The sequence below is a fragment of the Eubacterium sp. AF22-8LB genome, from assembly GCF_003458715.1.
Classification (GTDB): Bacteria; Bacillota_I; Bacilli_A; order Erysipelotrichales; family Erysipelotrichaceae; genus Holdemanella.
Window position 1 is genome coordinate 1 of the sequence record NZ_QRVI01000011.1, and the last position, 22,030, is coordinate 22,030.

The following is a 22,030-nucleotide window of genomic DNA, read 5'->3' on the forward strand; positions in this document are numbered from 1 at the left end:
GACCCCAAACTAGGCCCCAATTGTTTACGCTAAAACCCTAAATGATTTTGGTTACCCCAAAAGAAAAAGCCAGGCAAAGCCTAGCTTAAATATTAAATACCATCTGAAAAATCGTCATTTTGTTCGATATGTTGGAATACATAACGCATAACTTGGTCTTTTCCAACATTGCATGCAGATTCAGCCAAAGCATGTACATCTTCAGAGAAAGTACGAGTTAAGTTGATTTCAACTAACATACCTAAGTTTGTACCTGCTACAACTTCTACATTTCCTCTTGGGAAACCAATTTCAACAGCTGTCTTAAATGGAGAACCACCAGCTAAATCACTTAATACAATGATGCCTTCGCAGTCTTTTAATGAATCCATAGCGTCTGTTAATTTTTTTGCTAAATCATCTGTTGAATCTGTAGCTTCAAAATCTACAGCAACATAATCTTTTGCATCTCCAGCAATCAAATTTAAGCTTGTAGTTAAACCAGAGGCAAAGTGACCATGACCAGTAACAATTAATCCTATCATCTTCTTTTTCTCCTTCAAATTTTTACTTTGCAGTATATGGGTAAATAGTTACACCTTTAACAACACGGTTTACTTCTCCACTTGGACATGGATCGTCTGGAGAAATACCAGTTTTAATTGATTTGAATAATGCGATCACTTGAGCAACCATAATGAAATCAAATCCTAAGAAAATATTATCTTTTGGTGCATCTAAATCAAAGTTAATGAATGTATCAACCATTCCTTCGATTTCAGCATCTGCATGACTAGAAACAGCTACTAAACGATTCTTTTTACGTTGTCCACTCATTTCTTTAATGATGTCATATTCATATTGTCTTTGATATTCATCATCTGATAAATAAACAACTGTTAATGTTTCATCATTTACTACAGATTTAGGTCCATGACGGAATCCCATTGGACTATCAAATGTTGTAGTAACACCACCTTGTGTTAACTCTAACATTTTTAATTGACTTTCTTGTGCAATACCCTTTAATGTATTTCCACCTAAGTATACGATACGAGTGAATGGATCAAAGTCAGCTACTAATTCTTCACAAGCTTTGTAACCTTCATCTAAGAATTTTTGACCTTGAGCAATAACACTTTCCATTTCTTTTGCAGCTTCATCAATATCATCTAAACGGAAACATAATAATGCAGCCAACATCATATTAGAGAAACTAGAAGTCATTGCGAATGATTTGTCGTGAGTTTCTGGTGTGATATTAATATCATAAGCATTGTCACGAGTAGCAGCAGCTTTTGCTAAAGCTCCATCCTTGTTACATGTGATGAATAAATGATAAACATTTTCCTTACATACTTCATCAGCAACTTGTACTGAACCAACACTTTCAGGAGAGTTTCCTGAACGACCAAAGCTCACTAATAAAGTCTTTTTGTTTCTTGATAAATAGTTTTCTGGAGTCTCTACCAAGTCTGTAGAAGCATATGATTTTGCATGATAACCAGTGTAACGGTTAACATATGAATATAAAGCATTACCTACATATTCACTAGTTCCAGCACCTGTAAATACGATATCGCAATCTGGATCACTTAATACAGGTTCCATGAATTTTTTAAGAGCTTCCTTTTCATTTTTGATTTGAGCGATTGTTTTAGCCCAAGTAGCAGGTTGTTGGTAAATTTCCTGTGCAGTAAAAATACCACCTAATTCTTCCCAAGTTGATTTTTCTTTTCCGAACATTTTTCTTTCTCCTTTTGAACTAATTTCATTATAACTATTTTTAACTAAAATAAAAGATTTTGGACGAAAGTAAACTAAAAAGTGCAAATTTGTTGTTGTAAAATACAAATTTTAATCAAGAAAAGACTTTTTCTGCGAAAAAGTCACACACCTAAACAGCGTGTCCGGCTCGTTTCCAGTCGTCCGGTAACATTTAAACATCCACTCCATCTTTCTGAATCATTCAGTATCCCGATTCATTCAGTCATTATCGATGGAGTTTTTATTGTATGTGATGGTTGATCAATGAATTATTTCCAAATGAACCTGAAGAAAACTATATGATGCATTGCCCTGAATGTGATCATAAAATGATTGTAAAAAAATAATTCAACAATTAAAGACGAATACAAAATGTTGGCTATTACGATAGTCTTTTTTGTCGTTCCTGACAATTCATATCTTGTGATATTGTAACACTATTTCACATGTAGTATTTCCCTGTTCCGAAACCAAAATCTTAATATATAAAAAAGAAGGATTTCTCCTTCTTATAGAACCTCAATCCAATATGAACAAGTCCACTCTTCATTTGGCTTTAAAATCATTGTTCCTTCTCTATGATAGAAATCTGGTGTTTCCTTTTCAAAATCACCATGAGAATACCATGGTTCAATACACAAGAAATCAGACTCACTATCATGTGTCCACAACGCTAAATATGGATATCCCTCAACTGATACACGAACAATATCTTCATCTCCATGTTTTAAAGTAACATATCTTGATTTCAACTCTTTATAAATGATTGTTGCATATTTTTTTACATCTTCTCTAGACAATTTCCATTCTTTAAATGCAACATTCTGATATTCTACATTCTTTTCGTAGCTAGGATCAAACAACAATTGTTTTGCGTTTTCTTCTTTTTCAAAAGCTAAAGTATATGTTGAAAATTCATCATCCAATTTAAAACCAGGATGCAATCCAAATCCAAAAGGCATATCCTTTTCACCGTTATTCTTAATATGATAATTAATCAAAACTTTATTTCCATCCAATTTATATCCAATCTCAAAATGAAAATGAAAAGGATATTGAGTCAAAGTTTCATCATTTGCATCCAAAGTAAATACAAGCTCATCTTTACGAGTTTCACCCTTTAAAGTTGTATAACGAATCAAGCCATGGTTTTTCATTGCATATTTTTTACCATCAATTTCATAATCCTTTGTATACGTATTACCTACCATTGGAAATAAAGAAGGATTTCGTCCAGACCACCCTTGATCACCCTGATACAAAGTTTCTCGATCCGTACTCTTCTTAACTAGGTGAAGCATTTCACCACCCTTTTCAGTACATTCTAATTTCAATACATTATTTTCTAAAATATAAGCCATATTATCTTCCTCCTATTCACTATAGCTTTTATTGCTTTTTTAAATAATAATAGATGCCATCCTCATCCACTCTACCAATCACAACATCACTTACTTGTTTTAAAGCATCACACGCATTACCCATCGCAACACCAACATCCGCCATTTTCAACATATCCACATCATTTACACCATCACCAAAACAATACGTTGTTTCAAATTCGTGAGAGCCCATAAGCTTCTTTACAGATGTTGCTTTATCCACAGCACTTGCGCGAACTTCAATACTATCAATATATTCAACTAACTGTAATTCTTTAAAAGCAAGTTTAAATTGTTCCTTCATACCATCCGTACAAAAAACAAGTATGTTTAATACATCATCATTGACATATGGTTTATATATAGGAAAATTCAAGTACATATGAAAATAAATATCATGTGCATACTTTGAGCAAGGTGTTCCAAAGTAATTTCCATCTCTTGTACTATAGCGATATACTAAGCCATGTTCTTTACAAAACGAATCAATACGGTTTAGTATCTCTTTTGAAATACAATTCATTTCAAGAACCTCTTTTTGCTTATTCAAAACCAAAGCCCCACCATCACTGATCATACAATCAAATTGAAAGTTTCGCATACAAGAAGGAAGATTCTTCAACTCCATCTGACATCGACTTGTCGACAATGCAACAAAGTGTCCTTGCCTTTGTAGCTCATTTAACATTTCAAATGTTTTCTCACTCACTTCATGAAACTTATTATTATATAGTGTTCCATCCATATCAAAAAAATAACCATTCATAACTTTATAATATCCTCTTCCTAATCTTTTTAAAAGAATTTTCGCTTTTTAATAACAAATTCACATAAACTCATTATAATTATCAATGTGACTACAGTAAGCTTTCTAGTATTTAAACATATAGAACTTACACAGATACAGTCACAAGTACCCCTCCCTAAATTGTTGTGGTTAAAGAAAACCTGGAAATTTTCTTCCAGGTTTGTTTATTTAATAAATTCTTTAATTTGATCTAAACGCTCTAAAGTTTCATCATATCCTAATTGAAACCAAGGACCTAATTTCTCTGGATCTGTTGTATATCGAGTAACACCAAGATCTTTATGAGGACGTAAAACCAAGGCATTTCCTTGTTTTTCTAATTCAGCAATTTTATCCCATTGCTCTTTATAACGGATATGACGATTTTTTAAATCATCCGTAATTTGTTTATCTTTATATACAAGATTGGAAAGCCATAATTGCCATTTTGGAGCTGGTTTACGCACATAACCCTCTTCTTTTGTAGAAATAATAAGATGTTTATCATTTCCAGCACGAATACTTTGTTCGATACTAATCATATCTACAAGACCGGCATCCATCCACATTTCCCCATTGAATTTATAAGGCTTTGCCAACAACAATAAAGCACAGCTTGCCTTGATCAAAGTTTCTTCTTTATCAATATAACTCTTATCAAAATATTCAACTTTATGCGTTTTTAAATTATAGAGTCCTACTTCCATCTGCGTTTCACTCTTTTGAAACTTGTCAAGATCTAACGGAACTCTAGACTCAATAAAATCATAAGTTGCTTCAATCCCAAAAATAGATCCTTCCTTAAAGAATGGTCTTAAACCAACTACACCCTTTTGACAAGGTGCATCAATACCTGTGACCTCTAAACGATCTACTTGCTTTGAAACATAGCTTAATAATATTTCTGTACCCGCACTGATTCCTACACAATAAGGAAGTACGATATCATGTTCAAGTAAGCATTTCAATACTCCTGCAGAATAAGCAGCCTTTGTTCCTCCACCCTCTGCAACAATACCTACTCTACTCACGCACTACACCACTTTCTTTTGCAGCATCCGCAACAGCTTGGGCCACCACATCTGCAACTCTAGGATCTAATGCGGAAACAATAATATGTTCACTATCTAACATATCTTCTGTAACCATTGAACTGATCGCATAAACAGCTGCTTCTTTCATCGCATCATTAATGCAAGTTGCTCCAGCTTTTAATGCCCCTTTAAAAATACCAGGGAATGCCAAAACGTTATTGATCTGGTTAGGATGATCACTACGACCCGTACCAACAATATAAGCACCTGCTTCTTTTGCATCTTCTGGCTCAATTTCAGGAACCGGATTTGCCATAGGGAATACAATCGCCTTTTCATTCATTGAAGCAATCATATCTTTAGATACAATATGACCTGCACTTACACCAATAAATACATCTGCACCAACTAATGCATCTTTTAATGTTCCTGTTTTACCTTCTTTGTTTAGTTTATCAATCAAGCCTCTTTGACCACTTGTTAAATCCATATCCGCAGTTAAAATACCTTGCTTATCCACTAATATTACATTTCCTAAACCAATCTTTAAAATCAACGTCGCAATCGCAACACCAGCACTACCCGCACCATTGATGACGATTGTTGGATTTTGTTTTTCTGCCAATTTTAAGGCATTGACTAAAGCCGCACATACGACAATAGCTGTACCATGCTGATCATCATGGAAAACTGGAATATTCATCTTTTCCTGTAATCTTTTTTCAACTTCAAAACAACGAGGAGCTGCAATATCCTCTAAATTGATACCACCAAAGCTTGGTTCTAAACTTGAAATAATCTGAACCAATTCATCTGTATCCTGCGTATTCAAACATAAAGGAACGGCATCTACATTTCCTAATGCCTTAAACAATACACACTTACCTTCCATTACAGGCATACCTGCTTCAGGGCCAATATTACCTAAACCCAACACAGCACTTCCATCGCTAATAACAGCAACTGTATGTGCTCTACCTGTATAGACATAGCTATTTTTCTTATCTTTTTCGATTTCTAGACAAGGTGCTGCAACACCTGGTGTATAAGCAATCGACAAGTCATCTCTGTTTTCAATTTTCATTTTTGGAACAGTTTCCAACTTACCATTCCACTGAGCATGTAATCTTAAAGCTTCCTTTGCGTAATCCATGAAATCCTCCTATTCTACAATTTTCAATACAATTTCTACCATCTTTTCCATCTTTTGAATACTAGCAAATTCAAAACGTCCATGATGATTAAATGAACCCGTACCTAAATTTGGACAAATAAGTCCTCTAGCCGTTAACATTGCACCATCTGTTCCACCACGAATTGGCGTACTAATTGGTGTTACATTACATTGGCGTAAGGCATATTTTGCCTTATTCACACTACGCATATCTCCATGCATATATTGACGCATATTTTCATATTGATCACGAATAACTACATGAACACGATTTCCATACTTTTCATTCATCTTATCCGCAACCGCCTGCATCTTTTGTTTTTGTGAAATAAAACTTTGTTTGCTGTGATTACGAATAATATAAGTCAATTTTGCATCTTCACAAATACCTTCCATACCTACTAAATGATAGAAGCCCTGGCGACCTTGTGTATGTGAAGGTGTTTGTTTCTTTGGAAGACTGGAAGCGTATTCCATAGCTAATAGACTTGCGTTAACCATGCGATCTTTAGCATCTCCAGGATGAATACTAGTACCTTCAAATGTAACAACGGCTTGAGCTGCATTAAATGTTTCATAATCAACAGAATCAATACGATCTCCATCAATTGTAAATGCATAATCAACTGAAAACTTATCTAATTCAAAGTTTTCTACACCACGCCCCACTTCTTCATCTGGTGTAAAGGCTACCGCAATAAAGCCATGTTCCTTTTTAGACTGAATCAATTGTTCCATGGCCTCTAAAATAATTGCGATACCCGCTTTATCATCAGCACCTAAAAGTGTTGTACCATCTGTCACAATCAAATCATCTCCAACACAATTTGCCAAAGCCGGAAATTCCTCTTTTGACATTGAGTATTCCTCATTTAAATGAATTGTATTTCCATCATAGTTAGAAATGACTTTGCACTTCACGTTTGCTCCTGTAATTTCACTAGCTGTATCCATATGCGCAATAAATCCAATGCGATCCATCTTCTTATCTGTATTCGCATTTAAACTCGCATAAACAATCCCCGTATCTGTCAATTCCACAGAATCAAAGCCCAAAGCTTCACATTCCTTTTTTAATTCACGAGCTAAAACCAATTGCTTTTCTGTACTTGGTGCACTTGTACTTTCTTCGCTTGACTGCGTGTCAAATGATGCATAATGCATTAATCTTTTTTCTACTGCCATATTTTATCCCCCTTTTATGCCAGTTCTTGTGCCAAACGAGGCACAATTTGTTTTTTACGAGAAACAAATCCCTGATCCTTAAATTCCTCAACAACATCACGTACAAATTGAGATAATTTACCAACATACAAGAATCGTGATCCACGACCTTCTACATTCGTAATTACCATCAACATTAAATCAAATTCATGAACTTTATTCTGTTCTTCCATATATTTTAAGAAATCCTGTTTAATTTCATCTACGATACTTAAATCAAAAGTAAACACCTGACTTACCGCAATATGATATCCACTCAACATATATTCCTTTACATCGTTATACAGAATATTCTTAAATTCTTTTCCACGAATTGTGGCTGTGTTTTCAAATAATTCCTTTGCCATCGTATCAAAATCAAGATTATATTCACTTGATAGACGCTTAGCTAAGTTATGATCGATTGGCGTACATGTAGGTGAATTGAAATTCATAGTATCACTAATCATTCCATACGCAATCAATTTAGCAATCGTTTCTGGCATTTTAACGCCATATTCTGCATACATCAAGCCTACAATCGTACAAGAACTTCCAACAATCATATTTCTAAATACAATAGGACGATCTGTTTCAATATCCCCTATACGATGATGATCCACAATCTCCACAATTTCCGCTGTTTCAATATCACTAATACTTTGTTTTTTCTCATTATGATCAACCAAAATAAATTGTTTCTTTTCCGCCTTCAATAAGTTATATCGAGCAACAGCCCCCAAGATTTTCTTTTGGAAAACAACCGGATATGAAGAGTGACGCGTCTTTAACATTTCCCGCTCAACATCTTCCACATACTCACTCTTATTAAAGCGAATGACTTTATTTGCCGGTGTCATAATCAATTCAACAGGAATAGAACGATAAATCATTTGAATAATTTTCATAATATTATAAGGTGTACTAATTAAAGTAACCCCCATCTGTTTAGCCATTTCAATAATATAGCTGTTAGGAACAAAATTTTCTGCAACAACAATAACCGCACAACCCTTAGCCATACTCTTGATCATGCTATCCTCATGATCATTTAAAACCATGATAGCCCCTTCAAGATCACGTTCCATCAATCGCTTATCCGCGATACGAACAAAACCACTTCTTTCAAGTTTTCCCTTTAATATAAAAGAACCCTTAACACTGGCCACTAAATTTTCCAATGGTGTTTCCTTCAATAATTCACTAGTAATGTTCAAATCCTGCATTTGAATTTTTGAAACATCACCCAAAGTAACCATACCTTTGTATTCATTATTTTTATCGACTACATACAATGTTTTTACATGATTCTCTAAGCATAAATCCCATGCATGACGAATGGTTTCACCCTCTTCAATTGTCACTGCATTGTCAATTTCGATTTCTTCCAAAGTAGAACGAGCAGTCGTCAATAAAGTAGGCATATCTACATGTAATTTATCTAATATAAATTTAGTTTCTGGATTTAATGTACCCAAACGTGCTGCCATCGCATTCACACCCATTTGTCTCTTCAATTCTGCAAGTGCAAGGGCTGCACAAATGGAATCTGTATCTGGGTTTTTATGTCCAATAACATAAATTGGTAAACTCATCAAATTCTCCTCTCAATTAACCTAATTTTGTACTCAATATTATAACACGAAAAAAAAGAAGATTCATTATAGAATCTTCTTACTTAACAGCGTCTTTCAAAGATTTGCTTGCTTTAAATTTTACTGATTTGCTTGCAGCAATTTCAATCTTTTCTTTTGTTGCAGGATTGATACCTGTACGAGCAGCTCTTTCGCTAATTGAGAATTTACCGAATCCGAATACATCAACAGTACCATCATTTTTCAAAGTGTCAGCTACTGTATCGAATACGAACTGAACATAAGCAGTTGCGTCTTTTTTTGAACAACCAAATTCTTCAGCTAATTTTTCAGCTAAATCTTTTTTATTAATAATATTAGACATTTATATGTTCCTCCTCTAATAATTACCCGGTTATTTTATCATTTCTCTTTCTATAGTGCAACGCATTTCATCATCGATTCAACAACATGCTTTGGTAAACCTACCACATTCGTATAATCACCCTCAATATGGTCAACAAAATCACATTCCTGAATGCCATAGGAGCCTGCTTTATCCATGCATTTCCCACTATCTACATATGTTTGAATATCTTTTTCGGACAGCTCTCTAAAATATACATCCGTAGTTTCTACATGTGAATACACTTGATTTTTATAAATTAAACACACACCCGTTTTCACCTGATGCTTACGATTCGATAATGAAAATAGCGTCTGAAAAGCCTCATCTTTTGATTTTGGCTTTCCCAAAATCGTATGATCTAAACATACAATTGTATCTGCAGATAAAATAATCGCATCCGGATATTGTTCCTGCACCTCTTTTCCCTTCGACAAAGCTACCTTCTCTAGTGCTTCATCTAATGTAAGACACAAATCAAACACTTCATCCTTTTTAGCTGGACAAATTATAAACTCATAACCCAACGATTTTAATATTTCTTTTCTTCTAGGAGATTTTGAAGCTAATACAATCATCTTTCAAACCCAATCGGTGCCTTTTTCACCATATAATATATTGATAATAAACTGACTGGAACCATCAAACAAATCACTTTGATCACACAAGACAAAACAAGCTGATAAAATATCGTTTCAGGAAGCATACAAATCATAAAATCGGTATTGGGATCCAAAAGCCATAATTGATTCGAAAAAAAGATTGTGTGAAACCATGTCCAAAAACTTGTAAAATCGGTCAAGATCCAGAATCCAAAAAATACAAGCATAATAATCAAAGTCAATAAGGCACCTAAAAAGCCTTTACTTAAATATGCGAACATCTTTTCTTTTTCATTCCAATAAAAATATAAAAGAATCAAAGCCAAAATCACAAGAGATATCTTTGCGACCTTTACTGCATTTTGATATAACGCTTTTACATCTCCCATATGACTTGTTTCTCGCTCATTAAATGTTTCCTGATGATTTCCATACCATGTAATTGTACCCTTGATATCATCTCTTTTATCATCTAGATAATCTAGCAATAAGCGAATACTTTGATTCAAATCCTTTTTAGATACACCAATATCCTGTGCTAAATGCATTTCTTCATATTTTGGTATATAAAAATTAGGATTTAACGCCGTACTTTTAATACTGAAAACAACACAAGCAATAATGAAACACCAGCCAAACAAAAAACTTAAGATACGCCTCATTATTCAACAGCCACCAAATCAGCTTTTTCTACCATTGGCATGGATTCAATCAAACTGACCAAAGATTGAATGCTAATTTCCAAATCACTAATATCTAAAGTTAATGCAACGTTAGCAATCCCATTGATAGGTATTGTCTGGTTGATTGCCAAAACATTAACCTGTTTAACCGAAACTAAAGATAACACTTTGGAAAGAGTACCCTTCTCATTTCTTAAAATCATTGAAATAATAGCTTTACGATTCGATTGTTCTGCATTAAACGCAAAAACCGCATCCTTATATTTATAATAAGTACCCCTAGAAATACCTACCATTTTAACAGCTTCACTAATTCTTTTTGCTTTACCAGACTGCAACAGAATACGCGCCTGCATCACTTGTTCTAGTACATCCGGTAAAATGTCGCCACTAACAACATAAAACTTACTCATATTTTATAAACGCTCCCTTTTTGGCTATCGTCAAAAATCTAAAATCCAATTCCTTAAAATTTTCTTCAACAAATTTTGACAACGCAATCAAACGACTCTGTTCAAGCGAGACAACCATCATCGTTGAACCACTTCCCGAAATCCACATAGGAATTTTTTTATTTTCGCAATACTTCTTTATCGTATCATATTCTTTAATAAATTGCTTACGATACGGCTCATGAAGTAAATCCTCACATGATTGGGCCAATAAAGCTTCATCCCCCTGCTGTAAAGCTTGTAAAAACACTAATGCATGAGATACCTGTGACACACAATCTTTAAAATCCATCGTTTTAGGAAGAACTTTGCGGGCCTGCTGCGTTTTCACTTCATAATGCGGCACCATTACCAAACAATGATAATCAGAACATGGCACATGACTCATTCTCACATCTTCTGCTTCCATAAAACAAGCTGTCGCCTGACCAAAAATAGCTGGAGCCACATTATCGGGATGTCCCTCCATACTTGTAGCTATTTTTAATAATTCTGATTTGCTCAAACCCTTTTTAAACCAAGCATCACAAGCCATAATTCCTGCCACAACACAGGTTGAACTTGAGCCTAAGCCTCGCGCAAACGGAATATCTGTATCAATAGTTAATTTGAATGTAGGATATTCAACCTTTAAATAATCACATGCCGTATAAAAGGCCTGTACTACAAGATTATCTTTTCCTTTAAATTTATCCGGACAACCATCAACCTCTAACGTATCGCTTTCTTCAAACGTAAAATGTGCCCACCAATCTACTGCCATTCCAAGACAATCAAATCCCACACAACAATTTGCACTTGTCGCCGGGACATAGACCTCAATCATGGAATACCTCCTGTGTACTTTGGCAAACAACATCCTTCATTGAATCTACATCAATAACTTGATTATGTAGAATCGCAAGATCTCTCAATTCTTTTAATTGAGCTGGAATCACATCCTGACAATATTTTGATAGCTCATCCATCGCAACCCATTCATTCTCTTCATTTATATTTAGTGCTTTTAAAACATCCTGACTAAATTTATAAGGAGAAGCTGTAGCCAAAGAAACAACCGGACGACCTGCATTATCTTTTGCGACCTTATAGGCAATGGCTGAGTGAGGATCCAATAAATACTTAGTCTTTTCATATACATCATGAATTTCTTGTCGTGTACCATTATCATCTACACTTGCACACGCAAATAAATTCTTGATTGTTTCAAACGTCTGTTCATCCACTTGATAACGACCCTTTTCATTTAATTCCTGCATCCATCCCGCTACCTTTTGAGTGTCCTTATTTGATGCATAGTATAATAATCTTTCAAGATTTGAACTAATTAAAATATCCATACTAGGCGAAATTGTCTGGATAAAATCACGATTACGATCATAAATTCCAGATGTTAAGAAGTCTGTCAACACACGATTGGCATTGCTCGCAACATAGAATTTCTCTACAGGAAGACCCATTAAATATGCATAATATCCAGCTAGAACATCACCAAAGTTTCCAGTTGGAACAGTAAATGAAACCTTATCCCCAACCTGAATAACACCTTGTTGAACCAATTGTTTATAGCTATCAAAATAATAAACGATTTGAGGAACTAAACGACCCACGTTAATTGAATTGGCACTTGTCAGCATTACGTTTTGTTTTGCGCAATATGCATTTAATTCTTCATCCAAGAACAAACGTTTTACTTGGCTTTGAGCATCATCAAAATTCCCCTGAATGCCAAACACCTTCACGTTCTTACCTTTTTGTGTTACCATCTGACGATATTGAATGGCACTTACCTTCTTATATGGATAAAAAACGTTTATACCAATATTATCTACATCACAAAATCCAGATAGGGCTGCTTTCCCAGTGTCTCCACTTGTTGCCGTTAAAATTAAAGCTTTTTGATTTGTACTCTTTAATGCACATGACATCAACTGTGGTAATAAAGTTAATGCAACATCTTTAAATGCACATGTAGGACCATGGAAAAGTTCAAGAACATACACATCATCTACTTTTTTAACGGGTGTAATTTCTTCTTTAGAAAAAGAATTTGAATATGCATTTTCAACACACATTCTCAATTCGTCTATACTATAATCTGTCAATAAATGAGAAAGAATATATACAGCATTTTCTTTATACGACTTTGAACATATCAAAGATAGATCTAAATGAATTTGATCAAGACCAGGCAATACGTATAAACCACCATCTGGACTGATTCCATTTAATATAGCTTGTTTGCTTGAAACGCTTTGGTGAGCATCTCGAGTAGAAATATAATCGTTCATGTATAATCCTCCTTGAAAATCTATATTCCATATGATACAATGTTCACGCTTTAAAAACAAGTGTTTTCTAAAAAGAAACAGGAGGAACTTTATGAATGCAGTTATCTTAGGTTACGGAGTCGTAGGAAAAGGAATCGAAATCCTTTCAAAATCACTCGATACAATCAACATTAAGTATGTATATGTACGTAAGGAAAAAGAGGATTTACCTTACTTTACAAACAATGAAAACATTGTCGTTCAAGACGATGTAGATATTGTATTTGAATGCTTAAACGGTCTAGAACCAGCCAATACACTCATCCAAAAAGCTTTAAAGAAAGGCAAACATGTCATCAGTTCAAATAAAGCTGTCATCGCCACTTACCTAGACACTTATTTAGAATTAGAAAAAGAATATGGCGGATCCATTCAAGTAGAAGCTTGTGTTGCGGGTGGTATTCCATTTATTGATGCTTTATTAAAACTAAAAAGACTTGAACCTTTACAGGGCTTTGAAGGTATCTTTAATGGCACAAGCAACTATATTCTAGATTCTATGCAAAAAAACAATCTTGATTTTGAAGATGTTTTAAAGGATGCGCAGGCAAAGGGCTATGCCGAAAAAGATCCATCAAACGATATTGATGGTGTGGATGTTTACTATAAAACAAAAATTTCAAACAGTTTAGCCTTCAACACACCAATTGTTGAAATCCCATATTATGCAGGAATTCGAACAATCAAAATGCTAGATATAAAATTCATCAAAATGAACAATAAAGTAATACGCCACCTATCCATTTCAAGACAAATTGGCGACAAAATCATTTCTATCATTGCCCCTTGCTGTATGAATGAAAGCGATTTTCTTGCGAATGTTCCAAGCAACTACAATGCGCAAAAGATTCTTTCAAACAGCTTTGATACATTAGGCTATTATGGTCAGGGCGCTGGTCAATTACCTACGGCACAAGCCATGATGCAAAATGCATTGGATACACTTGAGAATAAAGAAAGAAAAATTATATATTCAACGCCAAAAGAATTCGATACAAGTTTATTAAAAGAAACCTGGATCGTACGAACCGATGTTTCTTTGGAAGACTACTATCCAATCCTAAAAAAAGAAGCAAATTATTACTGGATTGAAAACCAAGATATGTCAATCATTAAAAAAGTAAAAGAATTGGATCAACATAGCTTTATCGCATTATGGAGGTAAATCACATGTTAAAAATCACAAAGTTTGGTGGTTCTAGCGTTGCCAACGCAGAACAATTTAAAAAAATCAAAAATATCATCGAACAAGACCCTACACGTAGATATATTGTAGTATCAGCTCCTGGAAAACGTTTTGCGGCCGACAACAAAATCACTGATCTACTTTATTTATTAGATGCGCACAGAAAATACCATGTAGACGCATCCGGCGTATTCAAACTCATTAAAAATCGATTTGTCGAAATCAAAAATGAACTTGGCTTAAAACAACCAATCGAAAAAGAGCTTGATGCATTTTACACCAATCTAAACCAAATGTCGCAAGCTGTAATCGTTAGTCGTGGTGAATACTTCTGTGCAAAATTGATGGCCGAATATCTAGGCTACGCTTTCGTAGATGCCAAAGATATCATTCGCTTTAAACTAGACAAAACCATTGACTGGGAAGCAACTACGGCAAAGCTTCAAGCAAAACATGCACAATATGAACACTTTGTTTTCCCAGGATTCTATGGAACAAGTGCTAACGGACATATTCAAGTCTTCCCACGTGGTGGAGGCGATATCACAGGAGCCATTCTTGCGAAATGTCTTCATGCGGATGTCTATGAAAACTGGACCGATGTCTCTGGATTCTTAATGGCCGATCCAACAATCGTAAAAAATCCAAAAGGAATCACACACATCACGTATTCAGAGCTAAGAGAGCTTTCTTATATGGGTGCCAGTGTTCTTCATGAAGAGGCAATCTTCCCAGTTAAAGAAGCCAATATTCCAATCCACATTTTAAATACAAATCGTCCTCAAGATGCCGGAACCATCATTCAAGAACATTCAAAAATCAAGAGTGGATACCCAATTACAGGTATTGCCGGTAAAAAAGATTTCATGTCAATTTACATCTATAAAAAGCACATGTCCAATGAAGTAGGTTACATACGTAAAGCCCTATCCATTTTAGAAAAATACCATATCAGTATCGAACACATTCCTAGTGGTATCGATTCCTTTAACATTGTTGTAGAGAAAAAAGAAATTGAAGAAAGTCTATATGAAATCTTAGCTCATTTCAAAGATGAACTTAAACCAGACAAACTTAGTGTTCAAGATGACTTAGCTTTAATTTCTACCGTTGGTAAAAACATGACAGATAAACCAGGTACAAGTGGAAAATTATTTGGTGCCTTAGGTAAAAACAATATCAACATTGTTATGATTGCCCAAGGTAGTGATGAAATCAACATTACTGTAGGTGTAAAGAAAAAGGATTTCACTAAAACCGTTCAAGTAATTTATGATACTTTTGTAGGAGGAAACGAATAATGACAACAATCGCAATTGCAGGTGCTACTGGTGCTGTAGGACAACAAATGTTAGAATGCTTAAAAGAAAGAAACATTCAGGCCAATCTTAAATTATTGGCAAGTGCACGCTCTAAAGGAAAAGAAATAGATGGACACATTGTTGAAGAACTAACGAAAGAAAGTTTTCAAGATGTTGATTATGTTTTAGGTGCCACAGGAAATGACATCACAAAAATGTGGATGCCATGGGCCAAAGAAGCTGGATGTGTCGTTGTCGATAATTCAAGTGCATTCCGTTTAGACAAGGATGTTCCACTTGTAATTCCTGAAGTCAATAAAGAAGATATCAATAATCATCAAGGCCTAATTGCCAACCCAAACTGTGCAACAATCATTGCCCTAGTCGCATTAAATGCTTTACACAAAAAATACCACATCAAACGCATGATTGTTACTACTTTCCAAGCTGTTTCCGGAGCTGGTGTTCAAGGTATTGAAGATCTTAAAAATCAAATCGAAGACGAAAAAATCCCATCTAAAGCATTTCCTTATCAAATCGCATTTAATTTAATTCCTCAAATTGGAGATTTTGATGATTTAGGTATTTCAAAAGAAGAATGGAAGATGCAAAATGAAGCTAGAAAAATGTGGCATGACGAGGAATTGAAAGTAAATTGTACATGCGTACGTGTACCTATTTGGCGTTCCCATTCAGAAAGCATCACAATCGAATGTAAGAATGAAGTTGATGTGAATGAAGCAAGAAAATTATTAAGTCATGCTGATGGCGTATTATTAAAGGATGATCCAAAAAACCAAATCTATCCAATGCCAAAGGATACGACAAATCAAGATTTAGTCTATGTTGGAAGAATCCGTAAGGATATCACAGATGAAACCAACCACACATTATCCTTATTCTGTTGTGGAGACCAAATTCGTAAGGGTGCCGCTACAAATGCAGTTCAAATTCTTGAAGAATTATTAAAGGCAAACGATTAATTCGCTTGCCTGTTTTTTTAATTTACCTCGATATCACCACTTGTCGTATTCAATTTCAACGTTGCATTGCTTGTTCCTAACACTCTATTAACAGAACCTGTAAATTCTTCTTCACCAATTTCAATATCTCCAGATGTAGTAGAAGCACTAATTGATACATTATTAATATGTTCTACACTCAAATCTCCTGAAGTCGTTTCCAAGATATTATCCCCTGTCAATTGACCATCAAATTCTACATCTCCACTGGTGCTGATGAAGTTGCAGTTATTTAAACTTGAATTTTCAATTGAAATATCACCAGATACACTAGTCACTCTAGAATCCTTTAATGTCACATTTTGAATTTCAACATCACCCGCAACAAGATTACCATTCACAACTAAAGAATCATTTGTTGTATAAATAATCACTTCATTATCATCATGACCTACAAAATGTTTATCCGATATTATTTCTTTTACAGTTAAAACACCATCCTCAACAGAATAATCCAGCTTTTGTTTCTTCGAATCCTGCAAACGATAAGAAATCGCATTCTCACTAGCTTTTTCAATTTTAACATCCATACTTGTCAAATCTAGATTTATTGAAGTAAAATTGTCTATTTTCTCAGAATTTAAAGGTTCTTTCACAATTGACGTTTCTTCAATATTCACATTAGTAATTAAATGAATTGCTAGAAAACTACCTCCTACAATACAAACAAGAATAAAAATAAACAATAAAATGAATCCCTTTTTCATCAGATCACCTCTTTCACTACTAGTTTATCACCACTACTGTGTTTTGTATAGTAGTATGCTCAAAAAATAAGAAGAATCACTTTTTGATTCTTCTCTTCTCAACATTTGGCAAAATAAAATGTTCATACATATACTTCCATAACACTTCACTACCCTCATGTGTCCTTTCATTACGCTTCAATATCTTATCTAGATGCACATCATTTTCAACCCACATTCTTCCATCGGTTGCCGCATTCAACATAACCGGTTGAAAATTGTCCATCACCCTGGCAAATTTAGCTTCAGGTGTTTTTCTTTCTTCAAATTCATTCCACAAGTCAAACACTTTCTTAGCCTGATCTTCTGGCAATAAATTAAAAATGCGATTCGCCGCTAAATTCTCTCTTTCACTTTGTGTTTTTAACCCTTGATCATCATATGCGTACGTATCTCCTGCATCAATTTCCACAAGATCATGAATCAACAGCATCGAAATGGTTTTTAACACATCAATTTTTTCATTCGCATATTCACTCAACAACAAAGTCATAATAGCCATATGCCAGGCATGTTGTGCGTCATCCTCAAAATCTTTTCCATTGCTTTGAAGTGTTTTTCTTTTAATCTGTTTCTCTTTATCAATTTCCAAAATAAATTGCATCTGTTGTTCAATTCGTTCCATAATATCACCCAAAACATTGTAACATACAAAAAGGCCCGGATTCACTCAGGCCTAATCTATTACGTCAACTTCGAAATCATCAGTGAACTTGAGGAAGGAGCAAAATTGGATTTCTATTGACGCAAAATTTCTTAAAACTTCCTTTCGAAGCCAATCAAATTATATCATCATTTACAAGTGCTTTCAATATAATTGTAAATATTTTACATTTTCATGAAAGTTTAAATGAATATACCAATAAACAGGCCACTACACTCGATAAAACCACGCCAATTACGGGAACCTTTTTTAAGGCTGTCACACTCGCAACAATACCAGCAATAATGCCAATACACATATTGTCATCTACATATAATATGGCCGGAAAAATCAAGGATGCCATCGCCGTATAAGGAATCAGCTGTAAGAAAGTGGCAAATCTTCCTGACACCTGAATTTTATCCATAAATAATGCCGGTAACATTCTAGGTATATATGTTGATAAACATAAAAATAGAATCAGCATTACAAACTTCATTGTAAGTCCTCCTTTGAAATGATAAACATTCCAATTAATGCACAACCAAGTGTGGATATCAATATAGATAGAGAACTCGACAAGAATTGATTTAATCCCCAATTCACAACCATAGTCAGAACAACTACATAAAACAAGCGAATGGATTTCTTCATATTTGGCACTAACAAGCCAATAAACATTGCATATAAAGAAACACCTAAACTTTTAGATACAATACTTGGTAATATACTTGAAAATAAGATACCTAATGCAGAACCTACATTCCATGATAAGTATGAAAACAGTGCGAGTCCTGCAATAAAAAGCAGGCATCAGTTTATTGATCTTTTTATCTGTCATCCCCATCGCAAATACTTCATCTGTAATCCCAAAAGATAAAAGCAAACGTATTGGTAAGCTTGTCTTCTCCATTTTTTCCATAATACATGTACTCATAATAATATGACGTAAATTTAAAATAAAAACGGTTAATACAATCGTAATATAAGCCGTATTTTGAGCTAACATCGTCACAGCAGCCATTTGTCCTGCCCCAGTATACACAAATAATGAAAAGCTTAATGCCTTAAAAAATGTCAATCCCGTCGCTTTTGCCATCATACCATAAGCAATTCCAACAGGAATGTATCCTAAAATAATCGGGGTTGCTGCCTTGGCTCCTTCTACAAAATCTTTCTTCATAACCTTTACCTAAAGAAAAAAGAAACAGTATAAACTATTTCTCTTCTTTCTTCTTCTTAAACATTTCACTAAATACGCCAAGCGCATAAAAAAGCACACTAAAACATATTGATTGATAACAAGTTGTGATCATATACATAATCAAGTTCAATACATTTAAATTTGTACTGTAATATGAAACAAATGTATTATATGCCTGCAAAGCCGCATAACATGTATAAGCCAATGATAAAACGGCAAAGACATATAATAGAATTGTTAATGCATTTTTATTCTTCATTTGAAATACCCCCTTTAAATAATGACATAATTAAACCACTATTTTAAGATTTATACAAATTGAATTCTTTCAGACTATTTTAAGCAAATGCCTCATACGTATCATCATCTTCACAAACAATTTGAATTACACGCTTTCCATCTACTACTGTTGACACAATTTTATTTGGATATTCTAACGCATCCGAACGAATCGTCAATTCAATCCCTTGCGAAAGTTGGAATTTCTTTGTTCGTTTATTATTCAAGCTTTCGGGAATCACCTTAAACTCTGTATCAAAATTTTTACGTTCAGGAAGAGCCATCAAGCAATCTTTGATCACATCCTTCTCGATTTCTTCTTCACTAAAGGAATACGAATCAATCAAATTATCAATACACTGACTATAGTTCAATTGTTGAGGCGTATTCATGACATTCTGTAGTTCACTCGATAGCTTCACATAATCCTTTTTAGACACAGGTTCTACTGCACTTTTCAATTCATTATCAATTGCCTTAAATGCAGAGTATGTATTCTTTGCATCATCCCTAGCTTCTTCCAATTCCAAAAAAGAAACCGTCCAATATTTAGCCATCGTATCCGAATATACCTTAATATCTTTGAATACTATATGTGAGTTAATTTCATACATAGAAAATACAGCTGATTTCCACAATGATTTCTTATCACCTGAAAAGCCATACTTTTTCGACAGATCATTTCCATCATACCATTTAGAATGCTCTACTTTAGCAACCACATATAAAAGCTCATCACTGCTATTTTGGACTAAAACCTGAATCAAGCTTCCCTTTTTTACATTAGAGCCCATACGATAAATTTTTGCCTGCGCTAGTTTCTCACTTGTTAATAACTTATCCGCAATACTATCCGTAAGTACTTCACATTTATCTTGATTTAATGCCATCTGACGAATACACGAAACCACCTGTGTCTGCTCATCATGAATCGTATATATTTTATTTTTTTCATTTGCGTTCGCATACTCAATATATTCTTTCACAAAGACCTGAAATTCTTCTGGCATCTCTTTTCTTTGCACCGTATCATTATCTAAATCCAAAATATGGAAGGATGTATATAAAATTGTCATAAAAATTTGCTCCTTTTTATTCGCAAATATTATACAATAAGTAAAGGAGGTTTTGAAAATGAAAAGAAAATCGATACCTATTTTATTATTAACTGGCTATTTAGGAGCTGGTAAAACCACTTTATTGAATCACATTCTTAAAAATCAAGAAGGATACAAAGTCGCAATTATTGTCAATGATATTGGAGAAATCAATGTAGATCAAAAACTAATTGACAAAAATGCACAAATCCAAAAAGAAGATACAGATGTAGTTGGACTTACAAACGGATGTATTTGTTGCACACTCAAACTAGATCTTTTGCAGCAGCTATCTGCTTTAGCTTCATCCAACAAATTTGATTATATCATTATCGAAGCTAGTGGCATTTGCGAACCCATCCCCATTGCCCAAACCATTACAGCTGCCAATGAAACACTTTATTCAAGAGGATTACCTGAATTATTTCACTTAGATAACATCATCTGTGTAGCCGATGCAGCCAGATTATCCAATGAATTCAATTGCGGAAAACATTTATTAGAACCAGTTGAAGATGAAGATTCTTTAGATTCTTTATTGATGCAACAATTGGAATTCTGTAATACCGTGATTTTAAATAAGTCTGAAACAGTCAATGAAGAAGAAAAAAACGAGATTAAAGCCGTCATTCACAAGCTATGTAAAGAAGCTGGAATTATTGAAGCTAGCTTTGGCCAGGTCAATCTAGAAGAGCTTTTAAACACACATAACTTTGATTATGAAAAAGCCCAAAACAACATTGGATGGATTCACGAAATTGAAGAACATGAACACCACCATGATCATGAGCATGAAGGAGAGGCCTTAGAATACGGCATTTCTACTTTTGTATGGCAAACAAGAAAACCATTGGATTTAAAGAAATTCACAAATCTATTAAACAACTATCCAAATGTTATTCGTACCAAAGGCTATGTATGGTTTGATAACCAGCCTGATTCTGCTTATTTATTTGAACAAGCTGGTAAATTAAATTCACTTTCAGAAGACTCATTATGGATCGCATCAGCTCCAAAACAAGATCAAATTGATTTATTAAAAGCCAATCCACAATTAGCTCAAAACTGGGATGAAGAGTATGGAGATCGAATCAATCAATTAGTCTTTATTGGAAAGAATATGGATGAAGAACAAATAAAAAGACAGTTCAATGACTGTCTTGCTTAGGAGAAGAAATT

25 protein-coding genes are annotated in these 22,030 nt (G+C 34.3%); 4 read left to right on the forward strand and 21 right to left on the reverse strand.

Annotated elements, in window-relative coordinates:
* Window positions 1-92: 92 nt before the first annotated feature.
* The 14 genes from agaF to thrC form a co-directional block, all read right to left on the reverse strand.
* On the reverse strand, window positions 93-524 hold the full coding sequence (gene agaF, locus DWY01_RS05505; RefSeq protein ID WP_117994507.1) for a PTS galactosamine/N-acetylgalactosamine transporter subunit IIA: 432 nt from the start codon (window positions 522-524) through the stop codon (window positions 93-95).
* 22 nt (window positions 525-546) lie between these two features.
* Complete coding sequence (locus DWY01_RS05510; RefSeq protein WP_117994511.1) at window positions 547-1,725, reverse strand: SIS domain-containing protein; 1,179 nt, start codon at window positions 1,723-1,725, stop codon at window positions 547-549.
* Between the two features lie 530 nt (window positions 1,726-2,255).
* Window positions 2,256-3,107 carry an aldose 1-epimerase family protein gene (locus tag DWY01_RS05515; RefSeq protein ID WP_117994514.1) on the reverse strand — a complete coding sequence of 284 codons (852 nt, stop codon included), beginning with the start codon at window positions 3,105-3,107 and terminating at the stop codon, window positions 2,256-2,258.
* A gap of 28 nt (window positions 3,108-3,135) precedes the next feature.
* Window positions 3,136-3,894: a Cof-type HAD-IIB family hydrolase gene (locus tag DWY01_RS05520; RefSeq protein WP_117994518.1), complete on the reverse strand. Its 759-nt coding sequence runs from the start codon at window positions 3,892-3,894 to the stop codon at window positions 3,136-3,138.
* A 206-nt stretch (window positions 3,895-4,100) separates the two neighbouring features.
* On the reverse strand, window positions 4,101-4,946 hold the full coding sequence (locus tag DWY01_RS05525) for a patatin family protein (RefSeq protein WP_117994521.1): 846 nt from the start codon (window positions 4,944-4,946) through the stop codon (window positions 4,101-4,103).
* Window positions 4,939-6,102 (reverse strand): NADP-dependent malic enzyme, encoded by a 1,164-nt coding sequence (locus tag DWY01_RS05530; RefSeq protein WP_117994524.1) that lies wholly within the window; start codon window positions 6,100-6,102, stop codon window positions 4,939-4,941. Before DWY01_RS05530 ends, DWY01_RS05525 begins: the two co-directional genes overlap by 8 nt.
* A 9-nt stretch (window positions 6,103-6,111) precedes the next feature.
* Window positions 6,112-7,308 (reverse strand): peptidase T, encoded by a 1,197-nt coding sequence (pepT, locus tag DWY01_RS05535; RefSeq protein WP_117994528.1) that lies wholly within the window; start codon window positions 7,306-7,308, stop codon window positions 6,112-6,114.
* A gap of 14 nt (window positions 7,309-7,322) precedes the next feature.
* A complete protein-coding gene (locus DWY01_RS05540; protein WP_117994531.1) occupies window positions 7,323-8,921 on the reverse strand; it encodes a putative manganese-dependent inorganic diphosphatase in 1,599 nt (532 codons plus the stop codon).
* A gap of 79 nt (window positions 8,922-9,000) precedes the next feature.
* Window positions 9,001-9,285 (reverse strand): HU family DNA-binding protein, encoded by a 285-nt coding sequence (locus DWY01_RS05545; RefSeq protein ID WP_117994535.1) that lies wholly within the window; start codon window positions 9,283-9,285, stop codon window positions 9,001-9,003.
* Window positions 9,286-9,335: 50 nt separating this feature from the next.
* Complete coding sequence (locus tag DWY01_RS05550) at window positions 9,336-9,884, reverse strand: nucleoside triphosphate pyrophosphatase (protein WP_117994538.1); 549 nt, start codon at window positions 9,882-9,884, stop codon at window positions 9,336-9,338.
* A complete protein-coding gene (locus DWY01_RS05555) occupies window positions 9,881-10,570 on the reverse strand; it encodes a TIGR01906 family membrane protein (protein WP_117994543.1) in 690 nt (229 codons plus the stop codon). Before DWY01_RS05555 ends, DWY01_RS05550 begins: the two co-directional genes overlap by 4 nt.
* Window positions 10,570-11,004, reverse strand: coding sequence for an ACT domain-containing protein (locus DWY01_RS05560; protein ID WP_117994548.1), 435 nt, complete (start codon window positions 11,002-11,004; stop codon window positions 10,570-10,572). Before DWY01_RS05560 ends, DWY01_RS05555 begins: the two co-directional genes overlap by 1 nt.
* On the reverse strand, window positions 10,997-11,869 hold the full coding sequence (gene thrB / locus DWY01_RS05565; protein ID WP_158553659.1) for a homoserine kinase: 873 nt from the start codon (window positions 11,867-11,869) through the stop codon (window positions 10,997-10,999). The genes DWY01_RS05560 and thrB overlap by 8 nt, the downstream gene beginning before the upstream one ends.
* Window positions 11,862-13,334 carry a threonine synthase gene (thrC, locus tag DWY01_RS05570; RefSeq protein ID WP_117994555.1) on the reverse strand — a complete coding sequence of 491 codons (1,473 nt, stop codon included), beginning with the start codon at window positions 13,332-13,334 and terminating at the stop codon, window positions 11,862-11,864. The genes thrB and thrC overlap by 8 nt, the downstream gene beginning before the upstream one ends.
* A 91-nt stretch (window positions 13,335-13,425) precedes the next feature.
* Here thrC and DWY01_RS05575 point away from each other — a divergent pair, with 91 nt between their 5' ends.
* Genes DWY01_RS05575 through DWY01_RS05585 form a run of 3 tightly spaced genes read left to right on the forward strand, consistent with a single transcriptional unit; the run spans window position 13,426 to window position 16,843 of the window.
* Window positions 13,426-14,538: a homoserine dehydrogenase gene (locus DWY01_RS05575; RefSeq protein ID WP_158553660.1), complete on the forward strand. Its 1,113-nt coding sequence runs from the start codon at window positions 13,426-13,428 to the stop codon at window positions 14,536-14,538.
* Window positions 14,539-14,543: 5 nt separating this feature from the next.
* On the forward strand, window positions 14,544-15,860 hold the full coding sequence (locus DWY01_RS05580; protein ID WP_117994563.1) for an aspartate kinase: 1,317 nt from the start codon (window positions 14,544-14,546) through the stop codon (window positions 15,858-15,860).
* Complete coding sequence (locus tag DWY01_RS05585; protein WP_117994566.1) at window positions 15,860-16,843, forward strand: aspartate-semialdehyde dehydrogenase; 984 nt, start codon at window positions 15,860-15,862, stop codon at window positions 16,841-16,843. Before DWY01_RS05580 ends, DWY01_RS05585 begins: the two co-directional genes overlap by 1 nt.
* Before the next feature lie 17 nt (window positions 16,844-16,860).
* Here DWY01_RS05585 and DWY01_RS05590 read toward each other — a convergent pair whose 3' ends face one another.
* The 7 genes from DWY01_RS05590 to DWY01_RS05620 all read right to left on the reverse strand — a co-directional run bounded on the left by DWY01_RS05590 (window position 16,861) and on the right by DWY01_RS05620 (window position 20,830).
* Entirely contained in the window at window positions 16,861-17,589 is a 729-nt protein-coding gene (locus DWY01_RS05590; protein WP_117994571.1) for a DUF4097 family beta strand repeat-containing protein, read from the reverse strand.
* A gap of 76 nt (window positions 17,590-17,665) precedes the next feature.
* Window positions 17,666-18,253, reverse strand: a complete 588-nt coding sequence (locus DWY01_RS05595) for an HD domain-containing protein (RefSeq protein ID WP_117994574.1) — start codon at window positions 18,251-18,253, stop codon at window positions 17,666-17,668.
* Window positions 18,254-18,464: 211 nt separating this feature from the next.
* On the reverse strand, window positions 18,465-18,770 hold the full coding sequence (locus tag DWY01_RS05600) for an AzlD domain-containing protein (protein ID WP_117994578.1): 306 nt from the start codon (window positions 18,768-18,770) through the stop codon (window positions 18,465-18,467).
* Window positions 18,767-18,952: a hypothetical protein gene (locus DWY01_RS05605; RefSeq protein ID WP_117994583.1), complete on the reverse strand. Its 186-nt coding sequence runs from the start codon at window positions 18,950-18,952 to the stop codon at window positions 18,767-18,769. Before DWY01_RS05605 ends, DWY01_RS05600 begins: the two co-directional genes overlap by 4 nt.
* Window positions 18,953-18,977: 25 nt before the next feature.
* Window positions 18,978-19,454: an AzlC family ABC transporter permease gene (locus DWY01_RS05610; protein ID WP_117994586.1), complete on the reverse strand. Its 477-nt coding sequence runs from the start codon at window positions 19,452-19,454 to the stop codon at window positions 18,978-18,980.
* A gap of 34 nt (window positions 19,455-19,488) precedes the next feature.
* Window positions 19,489-19,734 carry a hypothetical protein gene (locus DWY01_RS05615; protein WP_117994590.1) on the reverse strand — a complete coding sequence of 82 codons (246 nt, stop codon included), beginning with the start codon at window positions 19,732-19,734 and terminating at the stop codon, window positions 19,489-19,491.
* A gap of 79 nt (window positions 19,735-19,813) precedes the next feature.
* Complete coding sequence (locus DWY01_RS05620; protein WP_117994594.1) at window positions 19,814-20,830, reverse strand: hypothetical protein; 1,017 nt, start codon at window positions 20,828-20,830, stop codon at window positions 19,814-19,816.
* A 58-nt stretch (window positions 20,831-20,888) separates the two neighbouring features.
* Between DWY01_RS05620 and DWY01_RS05625 the strand changes: the two genes are divergently transcribed.
* Window positions 20,889-22,019 carry a GTP-binding protein gene (locus DWY01_RS05625; protein WP_117994597.1) on the forward strand — a complete coding sequence of 377 codons (1,131 nt, stop codon included), beginning with the start codon at window positions 20,889-20,891 and terminating at the stop codon, window positions 22,017-22,019.
* The last annotated feature ends 11 nt before the right edge of the window (window positions 22,020-22,030 follow it).